The 17525-nt window shown below is 65.0% G+C and carries 12 protein-coding genes and 1 pseudogene; 6 read left to right on the forward strand and 7 right to left on the reverse strand.

The genetic code is table 11. The annotated features are described in order from the left end of the window. The first annotated feature begins 344 nt into the window (after positions 1–344). A complete protein-coding gene (locus Rhe02_RS34370; protein WP_203912621.1) occupies positions 345–965 on the forward strand; it encodes a hypothetical protein in 621 nt (206 codons plus the stop codon). Between the two features lie 249 nt (positions 966–1214). Here Rhe02_RS34370 and Rhe02_RS34375 read toward each other — a convergent pair whose 3' ends face one another. After that, positions 1215–2363, reverse strand: coding sequence for a hypothetical protein (locus Rhe02_RS34375; RefSeq protein WP_203912622.1), 1149 nt, complete (start codon positions 2361–2363; stop codon positions 1215–1217). Between the two features lie 164 nt (positions 2364–2527). Continuing rightward, positions 2528–3142, reverse strand: a complete 615-nt coding sequence (locus Rhe02_RS34380) for a helix-turn-helix domain-containing protein (protein WP_203912623.1) — start codon at positions 3140–3142, stop codon at positions 2528–2530. 512 nt (positions 3143–3654) lie between these two features. Between Rhe02_RS34380 and Rhe02_RS34385 the strand changes: the two genes are divergently transcribed. Further along, positions 3655–4140, forward strand: coding sequence for a GNAT family N-acetyltransferase (locus Rhe02_RS34385; RefSeq protein ID WP_203912624.1), 486 nt, complete (start codon positions 3655–3657; stop codon positions 4138–4140). Between the two features lie 572 nt (positions 4141–4712). Here the strand turns inward: Rhe02_RS34385 and Rhe02_RS34390 are convergent. Beyond that, positions 4713–5705, reverse strand: coding sequence for a GNAT family N-acetyltransferase (locus tag Rhe02_RS34390; RefSeq protein ID WP_203912625.1), 993 nt, complete (start codon positions 5703–5705; stop codon positions 4713–4715). Between the two features lie 489 nt (positions 5706–6194). Between Rhe02_RS34390 and Rhe02_RS34395 the strand changes: the two genes are divergently transcribed. Continuing rightward, complete coding sequence (locus Rhe02_RS34395; protein ID WP_203912626.1) at positions 6195–6464, forward strand: hypothetical protein; 270 nt, start codon at positions 6195–6197, stop codon at positions 6462–6464. 155 nt (positions 6465–6619) lie between these two features. On the opposite strand, the gene Rhe02_RS34400 is transcribed toward Rhe02_RS34395, so the two are convergent. Beyond that, the gene (locus Rhe02_RS34400; protein ID WP_203912627.1) at positions 6620–7012 is read right to left on the reverse strand and encodes a hypothetical protein; all 393 of its coding nucleotides are present in this window, start codon (positions 7010–7012) and stop codon (positions 6620–6622) included. Between the two features lie 382 nt (positions 7013–7394). Continuing rightward, positions 7395–9152 (reverse strand): 3-oxosteroid 1-dehydrogenase, encoded by a 1758-nt coding sequence (kstD, locus tag Rhe02_RS34405; protein ID WP_203912628.1) that lies wholly within the window; start codon positions 9150–9152, stop codon positions 7395–7397. Between the two features lie 900 nt (positions 9153–10052). Between kstD and Rhe02_RS34410 the strand changes: the two genes are divergently transcribed. Both Rhe02_RS34410 and Rhe02_RS51145 read left to right on the forward strand, forming a co-directional pair. Beyond that, on the forward strand, positions 10053–10265 hold the full coding sequence (locus Rhe02_RS34410; RefSeq protein WP_275412666.1) for a transposase: 213 nt from the start codon (positions 10053–10055) through the stop codon (positions 10263–10265). 424 nt (positions 10266–10689) lie between these two features. Next, positions 10690–11024, forward strand: a pseudogene (locus tag Rhe02_RS51145) (helix-turn-helix domain-containing protein); the annotation flags it as partial. A 270-nt stretch (positions 11025–11294) separates the two neighbouring features. Here the strand turns inward: Rhe02_RS51145 and Rhe02_RS34420 are convergent. Then, a complete protein-coding gene (locus tag Rhe02_RS34420; RefSeq protein ID WP_203912631.1) occupies positions 11295–15173 on the reverse strand; it encodes a ThuA domain-containing protein in 3879 nt (1292 codons plus the stop codon). A 200-nt stretch (positions 15174–15373) separates the two neighbouring features. On the opposite strand from Rhe02_RS34420, the gene Rhe02_RS34425 reads away from it, so the two are divergent. Further along, entirely contained in the window at positions 15374–16270 is an 897-nt protein-coding gene (locus tag Rhe02_RS34425) for a helix-turn-helix transcriptional regulator (protein WP_203912632.1), read from the forward strand. Here Rhe02_RS34425 and Rhe02_RS34430 read toward each other — a convergent pair. Further along, on the reverse strand, positions 16257–17447 hold the full coding sequence (locus Rhe02_RS34430; protein ID WP_203912633.1) for an FG-GAP-like repeat-containing protein: 1191 nt from the start codon (positions 17445–17447) through the stop codon (positions 16257–16259). The two genes, Rhe02_RS34425 and Rhe02_RS34430, sit on opposite strands and share 14 nt — an antisense overlap. Positions 17448–17525: the final 78 nt, after the last annotated feature.

Genomic DNA, 17525 nt, shown 5'->3' on the forward strand with positions numbered 1-17525 from the left:
CCCGCTCACACTCCCCATGGGGAATTACGTGAGCGACGCCGCCGCAGGGTGGGGAATTACGTGAGCGAAACCCAGCTCAAAGTGGGGAAATCCGTGAGCGCTGACACCCCACAGGCCCGATCCTGGCCGCAGCCGCGCGTACGTCGTCCACCGAAATGAGTTCCTGCACACCACATGCTCACCCGAGACCGCCGTCATCGCAACAGGCCGCACGCCTTATCTAGATCGAATACTTAGCGTACTGAGTGCCGTAGTTCTACGGACGACCGCGGGTACCGCGCGTGCCTACGCTCCCAATCGCGCAACGGATCGACAGGAACCGTTGCCGAGACGGAGGGATCGCAATGCACTCATTCAACCTTGGCCGGACCAGGCGGGCACTCGGCTACGCCTCCACGGCGGCCTTCGGCGCCACGCTCATCATGGCCGTCGCGCCGGCTCCGGCGCAGGCAGCACTGCCCGTCCCGGTCGCCGCGGTGGCCCCGGCTGGGACGGTCATAGTCACGACAAAGGGCATTCCACTCGAGGTACAGCTCGCTGCGAAGAAAGGTGCGGGCGAGCGGAGCACGGTGACCAGCCGGCCCGCGGCGATGGCCACGGCCGCGGGCCCGGCGGTGATCAACTGCACCGCGTCGTCGGACTGGCCGCACATCTCCAGGGAGATGCCCTCCTCGGTGGACGGCAAGTCCAAGATCGGGTGCGACGCAGTAGTGGAATATCTGGGGGTGCAGGCAGAGCTTTACCGCTACCTCGACGGGTACGGCTTTTCGCTGATCGGCATCGGGTCGCTCGACTATGACTACCGCAGCGCCGGTCCGAAGCAGTCCACGGCATTCGACTTCTGCCGAGGTATACCGCAGTACTACTACACCAAGGGTTACCAAACCGTGGTGTTCCCGGCCGGCTTCCAGCCACCGGCGGGCACCGCGCAGACGCAGAGCCCAGTGATCGAGGTAACCTGCTGACCGCCACCGGAGTCAGCTCCGGGGAGTGAGGCAGCGACGTCGTGCCGTCTGGACGGATTCGCGGCCCGCGCATGACCGCGCGGGGACTGAGGGGCCGTTCGGGCGGCACGGCGTAGTCAGCGCGCGACGGCCAGGACCATAGGTCCTCCATCCCCTTGGCCTTGTTCGCATGGGAACGGTGAGTGACACGCTTTGTCGATGTCCGCCGCTGGCCGCCTTTAGCGCTTTCGGTGCCTTGTTGCGGTCAGTTCAGGGCCGTCCGTGGCAGTCGAGTGTCCAGAGGGCGATGTGGCCTCCGCCTTGGGCAGGCAGCGATGCGCCCACGATCTGCCCACGGTCGTTGATTGCCATCGCCTCGCTGTAGATGCCGCCGAAGGTGCCCAGATCGGTCATGACACCGCGCTGCCACACAAACGCATGTTCCTCTCCATACGCGGTGTTGGCGATCCCGACCACCTGACCCCATTTGTTCATCGCGTTGGCGCGGCTGACGCTGCCGCCAAGCGTGCCCAAGTCAGTTATGACACCGTCTTCCCAGAAGAACGCGTGTTCCTCACCCGCAGCGGTGATGCCATAACCGGCTACCTGCCCGCGGGCGTTGACCACTTGGGCGCGCGAAAACGGACCGCCTAGCGAACCAAGATCTCTGATCACCCCGTCGCGCCAGATAAACGCGTGCTGCACATCGGCCACCCCAGTGGAACTCCAGCCCACCACATGGCCCGCGTCACTGATATCGGTACTCACGCTATCCGGGCCACCAAGCGTGCCGAGGTCGGTCATGACGCCACGGCGCCAGCGAAACGCATGCGTTTCCATGCCGCCAGGCAAAGCGCTGTAACCAGTGACCTCGTCACGGTTGTTGATCGCCATCGGCTGGCTATAGGAGCCGCCCAAGGTACCCAGAGGCGTGATAACGCCATCCCGCCATATGGCGCCGCTGCCAGTGCCGAGAACATCGCTTCCCCCAGTGACCGAGCCATGATTGTTGACGGCCCTGGCACCCATGGCAGGCCGACCCACGCCACCGAGGTCGGTCAACACCCCACGATGCCAGACGAAACCACGCGGCTCCCCACTGGCCAGGGAACTCGGCCCGATGACAAAGCCTGTATCACTGATGTCAGTGGCCCAAGTGAGATCTCCCCCCAACGAGCCCAAATCAGTGGTGACTCCGCGATCCCACACAAAGCCGCGCACCTGCCCTGCAGCATTCCCCGTCGTGCCAACCACCTGACCGCGTTCATTAACATCCTGGGCGAATCCGCCGTATCCAAGGTCGGCCGTGATCACCCGGCACCCCTGGGCAGCCACTGCTTCGGGCACCGCCGCTATCTGTAGACCAGCTACCACCACGAAGACCACGGTCGCCGCCATCGCCTTGCCACACAGCTGCATCGCTCCTCCTGGCACAGACGGGTCACCTCAGCGGAATCAACCGTCCTCGCCCACTGCCAACTAAGTCAAGCCAATCATTGAAATTAATATTGACATCACTCGTCACGGTGACCCATCCGGAAATGAGACGGCTGTGGGACCCCAACGCAATCGTGGCGGCCGGTCTAATCGTCGAGTCCTGCGATCGCCGCGACATCCTCCTCGGACATGCTCAAAACCGCGGCGATTTCCCTGACAAGAATCGGATGCGGGTTCCAACGGCCGCTGCGAAGGATGTTAATGGTGGACATCGACCGCACGCTTTGCACGGCTGCGTCTCTGATGGAGATCCCGCGCAGATCCATCAGCTTGCTGAACACCTTGCCGAAGGGATGAGGTTCTGGCTGCCCGGCCGGTGCATTCGCAGGACCAAGCACCATGTCGCCGATCTTGGCCTGGAATCGGATCAGCTGGTCGCCTTCAAACCTGACCCTTGCGAAGAACGGCAACGCATCGCCGGATTCGGTGCCGACGAAACCTGGTACGGATACCTCGGTGAATCCTGTCATCGACCGGTCGTGATCGCTCGCGACCTCCGATGGGCGACCGTGCTCAACGTGCGTGACCTTCCAATCGCGATTCCACCACGGCAGCTCCAGCAATAAGGCGTCGAACAACGGTGGCAGAACCGACAGATCCACAGGGTCCGTGGGGACGTCCTTACCAAGTCCGTAGCTATCTGGCCAGTATGTCAACGCCTCGATAACATCTGCGCTCAGCGTGCGGTTAGCAGAAGCCATTGCCGGAGCCTACCGATAGTGGGGCGTTAGCAGCGGTGGCCGCATTCCCGCCACAAGCGACGGGTGCAGCGGCCCACTTCGCACCACAGCCGCCGCTTCGGCGCCGTTGCGAGGTGACAGCCACGCCCATCGGGCTGAGACCATCTCGGCACACCCCACACATCACATCTCGCATCACCACCGACATCCAAAAGGGGCTAGGGAGACGGTGCGCAGCGCCGTCTCCCTAGCCGCCGACAGACCTCTTCGGTGCAGTTGTTGACGTTGGTCGCGAAGGGAACGGTGACTGAGACGAGTTCGCGCTGTCCGCGCGACGATTGCTCTATTCGTTGCTATCCATCGGAACGTTGCCGAGCAGTCGCGCGTCGGTGTCGCGCTGACTCATCTTCTCGGGGCTTGGCTTACGGGGGTGGAGGCGTCCAGCGATGCCAATGCCGATTGGGGTTTGCGTGACGGTACGCCAACAGTGACGATGGTGGTGCGCCGCCATGAGACCACCTGCCGGAGGACACGTGGACCTTCAGTTGAGACGGCTCAGCGAGATCGACTCTGCTGAGATCATCGAGCTGATGAACGATCGGTTGGTTCGACGGCACATGCCACTGGCTGAAGGCGATTTCGGCGCCGCCGAGTGCGCGGCGTTCGTCACAGGCAAGGAAGCCCTTTGGCGCGATCACGGATATGGTCCCTGGGCGTTTCTGGTCGACGGCGAATTCGCCGGCTGGGGTGGCCTACAGCCAGAACGTGACGGCGACGTCGACCTCGCGATGGTCCTGCATCAGCGGTTCTGGGGCCATGGCAGGCAGATTTTCGACCGCATCCTGGACTACGCATTCGACACATGCGGGTTCGACTCTGTGATCGTTCTCCTGCCACCTACCCGTGGCGGCGCCCACGCCGTCGTGCGGCTCGGCTTCCGCCATGACGGTGAAACCAACATCTGGAACAGGCGCTTCGTACGCTATCGACTCCACGCTGATGCCCGACTGCGGTCCTGAACTGTCCTGTCCCATCATCAGTCGATGCGTCGTCAATAGATGGAAGTCGATGACCAGTACTTCGCCCGGCGATACGTTGGCACTGCACTCATTTGGCGCGCTGTTGACCTATTGGTGGCTGGCAGCCGGGAAGGTCAACTGCGTGGCGGTCGCTCAAAGCGAGAAGGAAAGTGCCTCCGAGCAGCCGATAGAAGCTGTGCGGGGTTCGTCGATGGCACCCTCGTCATGCCGGGCTACAAGAACTGGTTGACCTTACGAACCTCCGCAGCAGAGGTAGACGCTTTGCTGTGGGCTGACAAATCGGGCTCGACCACGTCGGCGGTGAGCGGGAACTCATCGCCAAATCTCACACCTTGGTTGGCGTCCAGAGATAGGCTTTGGGAAGGGCGGGGAAGCTTCTAGCGCGGTCTGATGGAGCTCGTGCTCGAAGGAGACACCCAAGCGAGCCGACCAATCAGGAACCCTGAGGAAGATGTGTCCGGGGACTTGACTTGGGGTTAATGCTGGCATCGCAGAGTTTAGGGCTACCTCGGCTCCATTTCGGATGGTGAGGGGACTCGACTTAGCGTTGGTTACCGCTGGTCAGTGTGGTCTGGTGTAGATTCTGCGGAGTCTTGCGATCGTTGCAGGGGCAGCTGGATCCAGCCCCCGATGTCACGCCGGCCGGCGCGTTCGGCGGCGTGGCGGGCTCCCTGGTTGTTTGCGTGGATGGTGCCAACCAGGATGCGGGTCGCGTCGGGCAAGGCCCGCGCAAGCAGTGTGGTGAGGTATGGCCCGTAACCACGGCCGCGGAACGGTGTGGCCAGGACGAGTTCCTCAACGATGTACGCCGGCATGCCGAGGCTTTCACCATTGGTGCTCACGGCCAGGTAGCCTGCCCACCGGTCGTCGATGGTGACGTCGAATAAGGTGCCGTTGGCCAGGTTGTCCTGCAGGTCTTCGAGATCGGCGATCCCGGCCTGTTCGGGGTGACCTGGATGTTTGGTGGCCATGGCGTCGTAGGCCGCTCTGGCATGTGTGTAGTGTTCCAGTGAGCTGGCTGGCGCGAGCCCCAGTCCGGTGGGGACGGGTTGGCCAGCGCCGGCGCGCAGGGCCGTGACAGGGGCGGCAAGGAAGCGTTTGTCCGGGATGGTGTCCGCGAAGCGGCTTGCCGGTGCGGCACTCCATAGACGCAGATACCGGGGTTGGAGGGTGCCGTAGGTCTTGGCCGCCGCTTGCGCCAGCGCTGCCATGTCATCGGCGGTGAACGGTCTGCTCAATACCGTGGCGTCCACGAACGGCTTGGCCGGGTCGAGGCCTTGGTACCGGATGCTCATCATGGCGTGAAGATCAGCGGCAGCGGCGACCCAGTAGTTGAGGAGCGCCTGTGCCGGCTGCCGGGGTGCAAATCGCCGCGCCCGTGATGCGGCGACCGTCACATCGGTGGCCAACAACACGTCGTCGGACCGCTGCTCGGCCAGTAGCGCCAATCGGGCGCCATCGTCCACCCACCGGCGGGTGAGGGGGTGCTGAGCGGCCAAGAAGAACTCAGCCAACTGCTGTGCCGTCGGAACGCCAAATTCCATGCCCGGGACGCTAGCGCGGCGGAGCGGCTTGGCGCTCGATCTTTTTCCTCTGAACCAGCCAGGATCAGGCGGGATAGTGCATAACCCATGGGTTGAGCATCCAGCGGGCGTCCGCGCCAGGCGAGTCGGGGCCGTAGCGGAGCCGGGCCTGTTCTGGCGTGGTACCAAGCAGTGTGGCGATGTCGTGCCAGCTGCAGCCGTCCTCACGGGCTTCGGCGATGAGGTGAAAGATGAGGTGAAATAGGCAACGTCGGCTTGCTTAATCAGGCTGAACCTCCAGATCAGCGAGCCGCGATCGCCTTGCGTCTCAGAGCCAACCGCTTGCGGACAAACTGATCTGTCAGCTCCGGAAGGCTACGCACGGATTTGCCGAGAGCCGCGTGCCGACACGCTGAAGGCGGTAAGGACGGAATAGTTCGAGGTGGATCGATATCAGCAGGGAGTGGGAGGATGTGGCAGCATGGTCGGATGTCGGCAGGAGGCGATCAGGTGCTTCGCGACGCGCTGAAGGCGCTGCTGCCGGCGCGGTCGACGTTGGACGGTGTCGTGGCCGAACTCGATGCCGTCTTGTTCGTGGCCGCTTCTGCGGCTACCCCGCCAGCCGCGCGGCAGAGGCTTCTTGCCTGGTTACCGACGGTGGCGGCAGGTGGCGATAGCCGGGTGCAGGCTGTGATCCGCTTGGTCAGCCAGATCGCCCGATTTCGGCTTCCCCAAGACCGCTTGCAGGCCAGCGTCAAACGTGTCAGAAAACTTGCATAGCGTTTATCTTCGCCCGGTCATGCGCACCGCAGCCACGTTTGTCGCGCCGCGAATGCACGGGTGCGCGATCGGTCTTGCAAGTGCCGCCTCGGCGGTGAGTCAGGCACCAGCCGGCTGGATGGCCGGAACGCAGCAGGAGTCCCAAGTGATGTTGGTCAGCGGGCCAGCAGCCACGATAGGCAGCAGACACCCAGCGCGCAGACCGTCCAAGCGTTAACCGCTGCTAAGGTACCGGCCGCTACCGGCGACTCGAACCGGCGAACCAGGAAGGCACGCAGCGGCAGCGCGATCACTAGGCTCACCACCAGGAACGCTGCTGTATGGCGCAGCACGTCCCACCAGTTCGGGAACCATCCGCCGCACCTCATCGGCCCAGTGCAGGGTTTGAACGGAGCCTGCGGCTTCGCGCCGAGATCCAGGAACTCCGTACCCAGGAGCCAGGCGCCCACTACGATCGGCGCAAGCGCGGCAAAGACGTACCAGATGCCCAGCGTCGCCACGCTCCTGCGCCACCTTGCCCGATTCTTCCCGTCCCCGTGTTCATCCATGGACGGCATGGTAACCAGGATCGGTCACAGCCGCCCTTGCAGAACAGACGGCAGAGGTAGTGACAGGCACCCGTTGCACTATGCACGATCAAGCGAATTTGGGGGCGTGGACGGCGAGCAGGTAATGACCGCTTTTGCTTGATCCGCGCGTTGGTCTGAAGATGTCAACAGTGCATCAGCGGATCCGCTGGGTTCACCTTGAAAGGTCCACATGCGGGAGCGGACCTCGATCTGTAGGTGGTGCTGTCGAAGCTCTTTGTGGGAGACCACCAAGGGCAACATGAGCGACAGCAAAGTTGCTGGGTGAACCCCCGCCTCACAGAGGATCCACCCATCAAAGATCAATCGCCTTCAGAATTCTTTCGGCGCGGGTTGCTTCGTTCTATACGGTGGTATCCGCGATGTCGTTGACGGCAATGTAGGCGAACGTCATCGCGGGGCCGATGGTCGATCCCGCTCCGGCGTAGCTGTGTCCCATGACCGCTGAGCTGGCGTTGCCCGCGGCGTACAGGCCCGGGATCACCGAACCGTTCGACCGCAACACCCGAGCGCGGACGTCGGTGACCAGGCCGCCTTTGGTGCCAAGGTCGCCCGGGACGATCTTGCAGGCGTAGAAGGGTGGCAGCCATATCGTTGCCAGGCACGGGTTCGGCCCGACCGCCGGGTCGGTGTAATAGCGGTCGTAGGCGCTGTCGCCCCGCTTGAAATCGGTGTCCCTTCCGGACAGTGCGAACCCGTTGAAGCGGTTGATCGTGGACAACAGCGCGCTCCCCGACAGCCCGATCTTGCGGGCGAGCCCGGCGATGGTCCAGTCCTTGACGACAGCGCCGGAGCTGTACCAGGCGTCCGGGAACGGCAGTGTGGGCAGCACATCGCGGAACAGGTACCGGTTGCGGTAGTTCTGATCGAAGATCATCCAGGCCGGAATGTCGGGCGTGACGGCGTTCTTCTGGTACATGACGTGAACGACGTCGCTGTAAGGCGCGGCCTCGTTGACGAACCGCTTCGCGGCAGTGTTGACGATGATGCTGCCCGGCAGAGTGCGTTCGGCCAGGCAGAAGTAGGGCTCCTCGGGCAGCGGGATCGCCGGACCCCACCACGCGTCGTCCATCAGGGAGATCGCGGCGCCCGCGGCCAACCCGGCGCGGATGCCGTCGCCGGTGTTCTCTTGCGCCCCGACCGTCCAATCCACGCCGATCGGTTGCTGCTGGTAGGTCAGGCGCATGTTCAGGTTGTGTTCGAACCCACCCGAACCGATGACGATGCCCTTGCGGGCTTTGACCAATGTGGACATCCCGTTGCGCCGCACGATCACGCCGGTGGCCCGGCCCATGCCGTCGAAGCGCAGCTCTTCGAACGGAGTGTTGAGCCAGACGGGAACACCAGCGCGCATCAGACCCGCACGCAAGGCGCCGGCCAGCGCCTGGCCCATGGTCAACGGCACCTTGCCCAGGGCGACAGCGGTCAGGTACCGCGCGACGCACTCCGCCGCGACCTCGGCGCCGTGGAGATTCACCGTGGCCAGGTTGAGCCACTTGTAGTCCGTACTGAACACGGTCGTTCCTGCCGGTGTGGGCAGATAGGCGGGATTCAGGTTGGGCAGCTCCGCGCCGAGAAGGTTGCCGTCGAACAGATCGGGCTCAATTGATCGACCCCTGGCGATGCCGCCGGGCAGTTCGGGGTAATAGTCAGAGTAGCCGTCCATGTAACGGAAGCGCAGCGGACTGTTGCGCTGGACGAAGGCGATCATCTCGGGCCCATTGGCGAGGAAGGCCGCCTGCCTGTCGGGCGGCACGTCGCCCTTGACGACCGCCGCCAGGTAAGCGGCCGCCTTGGCTGGGGTGTCGGGCACGCCCGCGGCCAGGATGACCTCGTTGTTAGGGATCCAGATCCCGGCACCCGATCGGGCCGCCGACCCGCCGAAGGTCGGCGCCTTCTCGACCACGACCGTGCGCAGGCCGCGTGCCGCGCCGCGCAGGGCCGCCGTCATTCCAGCGGCGCCAGATCCGATCACGACCAGGTCGTATTCCTCCTCCGCGGCCCAGGCGACGCGGGTGAGAGCGGAGGAGGCGACAAGCGTGCCAGCGCCAAGAGCGGTAGCACCAGCAAGCACCTTGCGTCTACTGTGAGTTGCAGACATAGCAATCCTTAGATGTACTCATGCGTGGGACCGAGATAGTAACCTGTAACACGTTCTAATATCTGACGCACACTCGCACATGTCAAAGCTCAAAAATTTTAGAACATGTTCCTTTAGGTACATCGACGGTTGCGTCGTCGTCAGACCTCCACGAACGGATGATCAACATCATGGAACGAAGGCGCCAAACGGGCATAGGCCTGCAGAGTCGGACGGCGGAGTCAGGGCAGGACATGAAGAACCTCGCGGCACAAGCGATCAACCCCGCTATACCGAATTACCAAGGGAGCGGTCCAGCTGCATGACCCAAACGCCTGCCGCAGCCTATGATCCATTGAGGCGGAACGATCTTCGCCGCCTTCTCAGATGGGTGCTGTCAGAGGACACGTGAAAATGGCTCTGTTGCAATCTTGGTGAATGGCCTGCTCATGCGTTCAGCAGGATGCGTTGACGGGAGTAGTTGGTGGTTGGCGCGGCCGAACATGTTGCGTTTCAACGCCTTCACCTTGTTGATCCGCCCCTCTACCCGGCCGGAGCTGTAGGGCAGGGTGAGCCCGGCGACGACGGCTTTCCAGTCTTTTGCGTAGGCCTGCGGCGAAGGTGGCGATCTCGGGCACCAGACTGGGTTCGGCGTCGGTGACCCAGGCTTCGAGTTCGTGGCCGCGGCGCTCGCGTAGCAGGACGGTAAACCTGCGGGCAGGATCCCGGGTGGCGGCCAGTTCGGGGCTGTCGACACCAACTGGCTGCTACGCCGCCCTGAAGATCTCGACCACCACGAACAGACCACCCTGGCCGCTATTCAAGCCGCATGCCCAGACCTGGACCGGCTCGCCGCACACATCACCGGCTTCGCCAAAATGATGGTCCACCGCACCGCGACCGCCGACCTGGACACCTTGGCTGGCCACCGTGGAAGCAGACGACATCGCCGAACTACACACCTTCGCCCGCGGCATCCGCCAGGACTACGCCGCGGTCCGCAACGGCCTGTCCCTGCCACACAGCTCCGGCGCCTGCGAGGGCAACGTTAACCGGCTGAAATCCTTGAAACGTCAAATGTTCGGACGTGCAAACTTCGACCTGCTCCGAAAACGAGTACTCACCAGACAGTAGGAGCCGCCACAAGATCCTCGCCAGAACCCATGATCGTGGCAGGCGACAGTTGCATCGCCCCGCGCCCGCGAACGTCTTTCATTGCTTGAATCGACTTTCGAAGGTCTAACGTCGTGGCAACGCCATCTGGTGATGGCAGAGCGGCCAGACGCATACTTTGCGCCGCTTGTTCCACAGGTTCCTGGCTGACGCACGCAGCTTCCGTGGGGCAGAAGAGGTTACCGCAGCTGCCGTAGTGCCACATGGCCAGTTCCTTACACCGCAAATTCTCAAACAGGCATTGGACGCCTGGGTCGCAAACACTCAGTGTCGGGAAGCATCCAGTATGCCGGATCTTGCTGTAGCGCTCTTCCGTTCTACCGCACATCTACGCCCGAACGACCTCGACATCTGGCGCCGGTTCCTCGTCGATTGTCAACGGACATTGAGATCTCCGCGTGGTGTGCGGCTGTTGATCGCGGCGGGTGTAGGCACGGTGGAGGCATGCCAACGACTGCGGATCGGCCGTAAGACCGGCTATCGGTGGCGAGCCGAGACCGGCGGGCTGCCACGAGCTCAGGTAACGGCGCCGAAGCGGCCCAGTCGTGCGCAGCCAGCATCAGTACTCCAGCGCTATTTGTCGCTGCTGGAACGCCAGCGCATCGCCACCTTACGTGTCACTGACACTTGCGCCGCGAGGGTTTAAGCGTCCGAGAGATCGCCGCGCAACTAGGCAGAGCACCTTCGACCATCAGCCGGGAGCTACGGCGCAATATGGCCACCTGTGACGCGGCTACGACGGCGATTGGGCGCATGCGCGCGCCCGTGAGCGCGCAAGGCGACCTCACTGCACATGCCCACCAAACCATCCCGATCGGCGAACCGGGTGGAATCAACGACAGCCTGCCCTGTTTCCTTTCTGAGAGCCAGCGTTGGAGGGTACCTGCGACAGCCTTCCGGTGGCGGATGCCGTAGTCGCTCGTTCAGGCCGGGCCAGGCGCGGAGGACCTGAGCGGTCGTCCGCGCCTGGCGATGTGCCAGCCTACGTGGTCAGCTGTAGACCTCGAACTCGAACAGGGAGTAGCCGTATCCGGTGCCGCGTACCGTGCCGTTGATCCGCACATACCGGCCGGTGGCCCCGAGTCCTGTGTTGTCGTCGACTCCGCCGTTTCCGCCGGTGATCGAACGGACCGTCGTCCAGGTGGTGCCGTCGGCGGACGTCTGGATCTGGTACGCCGAACCGTATGCGGCCTCCCAGGTCAGCTTGACCCGGTTGATCGCATACGACTGGCCGAGGTCGACTCGTATCCATTGCGGGTCAGCGAAGGCGCTGCCCCATCGCGTGGTCAGCGAACCATCCACTGCCGCCGAGGCGACGAAGGCGCCTTCGACGCTGGATGCGGTGGCCGGCTTGTTCAGCGCGAGGTTGTTGGTCGGAGGCGGCGGTGTGCCGTCGCCGTAGACCTCGAACTCGAACAGCGAGTACCCGAAGCCGGTGCCGCGGGTCGTGCCGTTGATGCGCACGAACCGGCCGGTGGCCCCGAGACCGGTATGTTCGTCGACCCCGCCGTCAGCGCCGGTGATCGCACGCACCGTCGTCCAGGTGGTGCCGTCGGCCGAGGTTTGGATCTGGTACGCCGAACCGAATGCGGCTTCCCAGGTGAGCTTGACCCGGTTGATCGCATACGACTGACCCAGGTCGACCTGTATCCATTGTGGATCGGCGAAGGCGCTGCCCCATCGGGTGGTCAGCGAACCGTCCACCGCCGCCGACGCCACGTAGGCACCTTCGACGCTGGATGCGGTGGCCGGCTTGTTCAGTGCAAGGTTGCTGCCCACCGGGGGCTGGGTGGTGCCGGAGGTGAAGGTGAAATCGTCGATGTCGAACAGCGAGCCGGTGACGGCGCCGGTGAACACCAGGTACAGCTGGTTCGTTCCGGCCGGCACGGTCACCGTGCCGTTCACATCGACCCATGTCTCCCAGCCGCCGGTCGGAGCGACCGCCACCGTGGACACGACGGTGCCGGTGGGCGAGCCGACTCTTACGGTCAGCGTGCCGCCGACACCGGCCGAGGCGACGCGAGCCCTGAATCCGGTGACACCGGTCAGGTTGTAGGGCGTGAAGGAAATCCAGTCGCCGTTCTCGATGTAGCCGACGGCGTTGCCGCCGTGCGCGCTGGCCTTGGCGGCGAGCATGACACCGTTCATCGTGCTGAAATGCTCAGCCTGCCGGGTACGTGGCTGCAGCTGGGCCTGGGCCTGGACCGCTGTCCCGGTCGGCGGGGTGTACACGGCGGCGAGCACCCCGAACACGTTGGCGGCCGCGTCGTGCTCACCGTCCACTGTGGTCTGAATCGACCCGGTGCAGCCGGTCCTGCTGGTGATGGGGTGCCCGTGACTGTCGTGGCCCAGCACATAGTTGACCACGACCCGGTTGCAGTCGATCGTGCCGACGTTCGGGTCGGTGACCCGCACCTCGTAGGGCACCAGGTCGCCGAACTGGAACACCGAGCCGTTGGGCGGGCCGATGATCTGGATCGACGCCCGGCCGACACCGACGACGACGCTGGCCGTCGACGTGCGCCCGCCCGTGTCGCGCACCGTCAGCGTCGCGGTGTACTCACCGTTGGCCGGGTAGGTGAACGTCGGGTTGGCCGCTGTCGAATCGGTGCTGCCGTTGGTGGTGAAGTCCCAGGCGTAGGTGATCGCGTCGCCGTCGGGGTCGTTGCTGCCGGCCGAGCTGAACTGCACGGTCAGCGGCGCCGCGCCGCTGGACGGATTGGCTGCGGCCTGGGCGATCGGCGCCCGGTTGCCGCCGCTGTTGAACTCGATGCGGTAGACGGCCGAGTTGGCGTCGCCACCGAACCAGGTCGTGCCGTAGTCGAGCACATACAGGGCACCGTCGGGCCCGAACTCCAGATCCATGATCGAAGTCCCGGTGAACGGCACCGGATCGATCGCACCGGCGCTGCCATTGGCATTGATCGTGACCGCCTTGATCCAGCGGCTGGTGAATTCGCCGATGATGGCTTTCCCGTTGTACGAGGCCGGCCACTTCACGTCGGAGACCAGCGCCGGGTTGAAGTTGTAGACCGGGCCGCCCATCGGGCCGCCGCCACCCAGCTCGGGCCGCCACGGCCCCGCGCCGCCGTAGGGCAGCCAGGCTGCCTGCGACGGCGCAAGGACGGTGATGCCGGTGTTGTTGCGCGAGTTGTTCGTCGGCCCACCGGCGCAGTTGTACAGACCCAGCGACGGTCCGGTGGGGAACGTGTACTCGTTATAAGGGGTGTTGTAGTTGGAGCAGTACGGCCAGCCGAAGTTGCCCGGCGCGGTGATCCGCTCGAAGGCCACCGTGCCCGCCGGCCCGCGGTCGGCGATGGCGCCGCCGTCGGGGCCGTAGTCACCGAGGTAGACCACCCCCGTGGCCTTGTCCACGGCCATCCGGAACGGGTTGCGGAAGCCCATCGCGTACACCTCAGGCCTGGTGTTGGCCATGCCCACCGGGAACATGTTGCCCGCCGGGATGGTGTAGCCACCGGTGGCTCCCGGCCTGATCCGCAGCACCTTGCCGCGCAGGTCGTTGCTGTTGCTCGCGCTGCGCTGCGCGTCGAAGGCCGGGTTGCGGTCGGCCCGCTCGTCGATCGGCGCGGAGCCGGCCGAGTCGAACGGGTTGGTGTCGTCACCGGTTGACAGGTAAAGGTTTCCGGCCGCGTCGAAGTCGATGTCACCGCCGACGTGGCAGCACTGCCCCCGGCTGGTCGGCACGTCCAGGATCGTGACCAGCGACGCCGGGTCGATCGTGAAGTCGTCGCGCACCGTGAACCGGCCCAGCTTGTTGGAGCCGTTGAACGGGGCGAACTGCGCCGCGGTGCCGGTTGTCGGGGCGTCGCCGGCCGGGGTGCTCAGCGGCGGGGCGTAGTAGATGTACACCCACTTGTTGGTGGCGAAGTTCGGGTCGGCCTTGATGCTCTGCATGCCCTCCTCGTCGTGGGTGTACACCGGAAGGGTCATCGACACCTTGGTGTTGCCGTTGACGTCGGTGTAGCGGACGACTCCGCTGCGGGAGGTGTGCAGCACACCGCGGTTGGGCAGCACGGTCAGGCCCATCGGCTCGCCGACCTCGTCCACGCCCTTGGCCAGCGTCACCTGGCTGAACGTGCCGACCGGCGGCTGGCTGCCGACCGTGCAGCTGCCGGTGCCCTGCGCCGCGTACCGGATACCGCCGAGCAGGTGGGTGCGGAAGTTGGCCTCGCTGAAGCTTTCCTGGGTGTGCCCGAGGCCGGTGTACCACGAGCGTCCGCCGTCATAGGCGCGGCACCAGGAGATCGGGTGGTCGGCGCCCATGCTGCCACCGGTGTAGGTGGACTCGTCCAAATTGGCCAGCACGTGCACCGCCGAGCGCGGGTTGGTGCGGTAGTTGTACAGCTCGTCGGTCCGGCTCCAGTTCACCGGAATGCCGGCGGTGGACGGGTGGGCCGTGTCCTCGATGCGGACAGTGACCGGCTGGATCGCCGGGTGGCTGGCGAAGTACGCGCCCACCAGGCTGCCGTACCAGGCCCAGTCGTACTCGGTGTCGGATGCCGCGTGCACGCCGACATACCCGCCGCCGGCGCGCACGTAGCGCTCGAAGGCGGCCTGCTGGGTGGCGTCGAGCACGTCACCGGTGGTGGACAGCCAGATCACGGCCCGGAATCTGGCCAGATTGGCGTCGTTGAACTGGGTGGCGTCCTCGGTCGCCTCGACCGCGAAATTGTTCTGCGTACCGAGCTGCTGGATCGCGGTGATACCCACCGGGATCGAGTCATGCCGGAACCCCGCGGTCTTGCTGAAGATCAGCACCGTGAAGTCGGCGGCTTGCGCCGGGGTGACGTTGAAGCCGACCCCGGCCAGCACAAGGGTGACACAGAGCAGCACTCTGCGAATGAACATGATCGGTTGGCACCTCTTCCGTGGAAAAACTATGAAGACGTGCGCCGATCACGTCGGGACCGCGAACTGCCGGCCGCCCCCTGGCGGCACGAAATGCGTGTGCGCCTTCACCTCCTCCCCCTCGTTGACGATGGGAGAGCGCTCTCCAATCAGGTGCAGACAGTTAAGCAGACTCCCCCGCCCTTGTGAAGCCTCATCACGTGCCGACCGCCCGTGGCCCAGCCGACCGGCGCAACCGAATCGTGCTCCCGGCGCATCTTCCCTCCGGAAGCCACGACGCGCGGAGATGGGCAATGATTCTGGACCGGTGGGTTTGCCAGCATGAGCGGCATCTGTTCGACGGGCCGGGGTTCGTGTGGGGCGAGTTTCGCTGCCCACCGGCCGATGGCTTGTGGCGCACCGACAATCGCATTCGTGAGCACGCGGTCGTCGCTTTCGCAGGCTCGGCGGTGCGGATCACCGCGGGCCGCTTCGACACGGTCGCGACCAACGAGAGTGTCTGGTATTCGCCCGGGGTCCGCTACCGCCGCACGATGGTGGCCACCCGCGGCGACCATTGCACTTTCGTGGCCCTGTCGCCAGAATTGGCCGCGCGGCTGCGAATCCGGCCGGGCGTCCAAGCCAGGGTGTGCACAGACAGAGCGGTTATGGCCGCCTATCGTATTCGGCGCGAGATCGCCTGCGGGCATCCCGACGAGCTGGCACTCGAAGAACTCGCGTTGACCACGCTGGCCGAGCTTTCCGGTGCCGACGAGGCTTTGTCTGGTACCAGCAAAGAAGTCGAGAAAATCAAAGAAGCGATCGCCGCCGATCCTGGCCGGCAGTGGTCCTTGGCGGAACTGGCGGCCATCGCGCACTACTCCCCCTGGTTCCTGTCGCGGATGTTCCCCAGGGTCACCGGCATGAGCCTGTGGGCATATAGGCGCCAGCAGCGGCTGCGCGCGTCGCTGCAAGAAGCGCTGCGCCCCGAGGCCAACCTCGCCGCCGTGGCGCAACGCTACGGCTTCTCCAGCCACAGCCACTATTCTCGCGTGTTCCGGGAAGCTTTCGGCTGCACGCCATCGGCCGCCCGAGACGGGTCCGCTAGAGCCCTATGACGTAGACAGTGTTGCGTCCACGGGCGGAGACGAGCATGTCGGCCCGGCCGTCACCGTTCACGTCACCGAGCCCGACCACATCGAATCCGATGAGCTCACCCGCATTGGGGCCCGGATAGGTGACGATGGCCTTGCCCGTCCGTCCGGAGTAGACGGTGAATTTGCCTCCGTGATCCGCCCCGGCGCTGCTCAGGTAGGAGCCGACCACCACGTCGGCGCGACCGTCGCGATCGACGTCGCCCGCGCCCCGGCCCGGCCCCGCGCCCTCACCTGGTTCGGTGCCGGTGAAGCGCCACACCAGCTTGCCGTCACGGCCGTCGAAGACATAGGCGTCGCCGTTGGCCGTGGAGAAGTCGCTGACGTAGACATCGTCGCGTCCGTCGCCGGTGACGTCTCCGGAACTCGCGGTGAAGAACCAGCCGAAGTCGCCGCCCGGCGTCTGACCCGCGACGGTGAACCGCCACCGGCCATGGCGGTCGTAGACCGAGGCCGTGCCGCCCTGACCCTCGCCCGCGTCGGGAGCGCCGATCACGTAACCGTCCGCCAGCGCACCCGCACCCCAGCCGAACGCGTCACCTTCGCGGGCGCCGGTGTGCGTCCGCTTGACGGCCCCGCTTCGGCCGTCGATGACGACAGCCTTATTGGCACACGGCGCACCCACCACGACGTCGCCGCCGCCCGCGCTCGCCACCGCCGCGCCGAACTGGCCGCCCGGCTCCACACCCTCGTGCCTGGCGATCAGCGCTCCCGTCCGTCCGGAGTGGACATAGACTCTGCCCTTGGCTGGCGACTGGACGCAGGCCAGCTGTGCCACGCCCGGGGCGCCGACGACGATGTCGGGCACACTGTCGCCGTCCACATCGCCCGCCTCCGCGATCGAGTAGCCGAACCTGTCACCGGGCTGGCCGTGAAACTTGTGCAGCAGCTTTCCCGTGCGTCCGCTGCGAACCTCGACCAGGCCGACCACACCGGCGGTGTCGGTGTAGCCGGGGGCGCCGACAATGATGTCCGCCACCCGATCGGAGTCCACATCGGATATTCGCGCCACCGCGCCGCCATACACGCTCGCCGGCTGGCCGACGAAAGTGTGCAGGATCCGCGGCTCGCACGGGCGGGCCTGGGCTGGTCCGGTCGCGCCCAGCAGCACAACCACCGCCACCAAAGCTGTGGCCTTCATATGATGCCTCTCTACCCGCGACGGACCGCCCGCCGCGGGTGCCGTCGACGCTAAGAGGCCACGTCCGAGGTCGGCTGT

The sequence above is a fragment of the Rhizocola hellebori genome, assembly GCF_016862955.1.
Lineage (GTDB): Bacteria > Actinomycetota > Actinomycetes > Mycobacteriales > Micromonosporaceae > Rhizocola > Rhizocola hellebori.

Bases quoted from the DNA above. Each gene is read 5' to 3' on its own strand.
- kstD (WP_203912628.1), bottom strand. From the start codon at position 9,152: ATGTCTGCAACTCACAGTAGACGCAAGGTGCTTGCTGGTGCTACCGCT.
- Rhe02_RS34375 (WP_203912622.1), bottom strand. From the start codon at position 2,363: ATGCAGCTGTGTGGCAAGGCGATGGCGGCGACCGTGGTCTTCGTGGTG.
- Rhe02_RS34380 (WP_203912623.1), bottom strand. From the start codon at position 3,142: ATGGCTTCTGCTAACCGCACGCTGAGCGCAGATGTTATCGAGGCGTTG.
- Rhe02_RS34370 (WP_203912621.1), top strand. From the start codon at position 345: ATGCACTCATTCAACCTTGGCCGGACCAGGCGGGCACTCGGCTACGCC.
- Rhe02_RS34420 (WP_203912631.1), bottom strand. From the start codon at position 15,173: ATGTTCATTCGCAGAGTGCTGCTCTGTGTCACCCTTGTGCTGGCCGGG.
- Rhe02_RS34400 (WP_203912627.1), bottom strand. From the start codon at position 7,012: ATGGATGAACACGGGGACGGGAAGAATCGGGCAAGGTGGCGCAGGAGC.
- Rhe02_RS34390 (WP_203912625.1), bottom strand. From the start codon at position 5,705: ATGGAATTTGGCGTTCCGACGGCACAGCAGTTGGCTGAGTTCTTCTTG.
- Rhe02_RS34430 (WP_203912633.1), bottom strand. From the start codon at position 17,447: ATGAAGGCCACAGCTTTGGTGGCGGTGGTTGTGCTGCTGGGCGCGACC.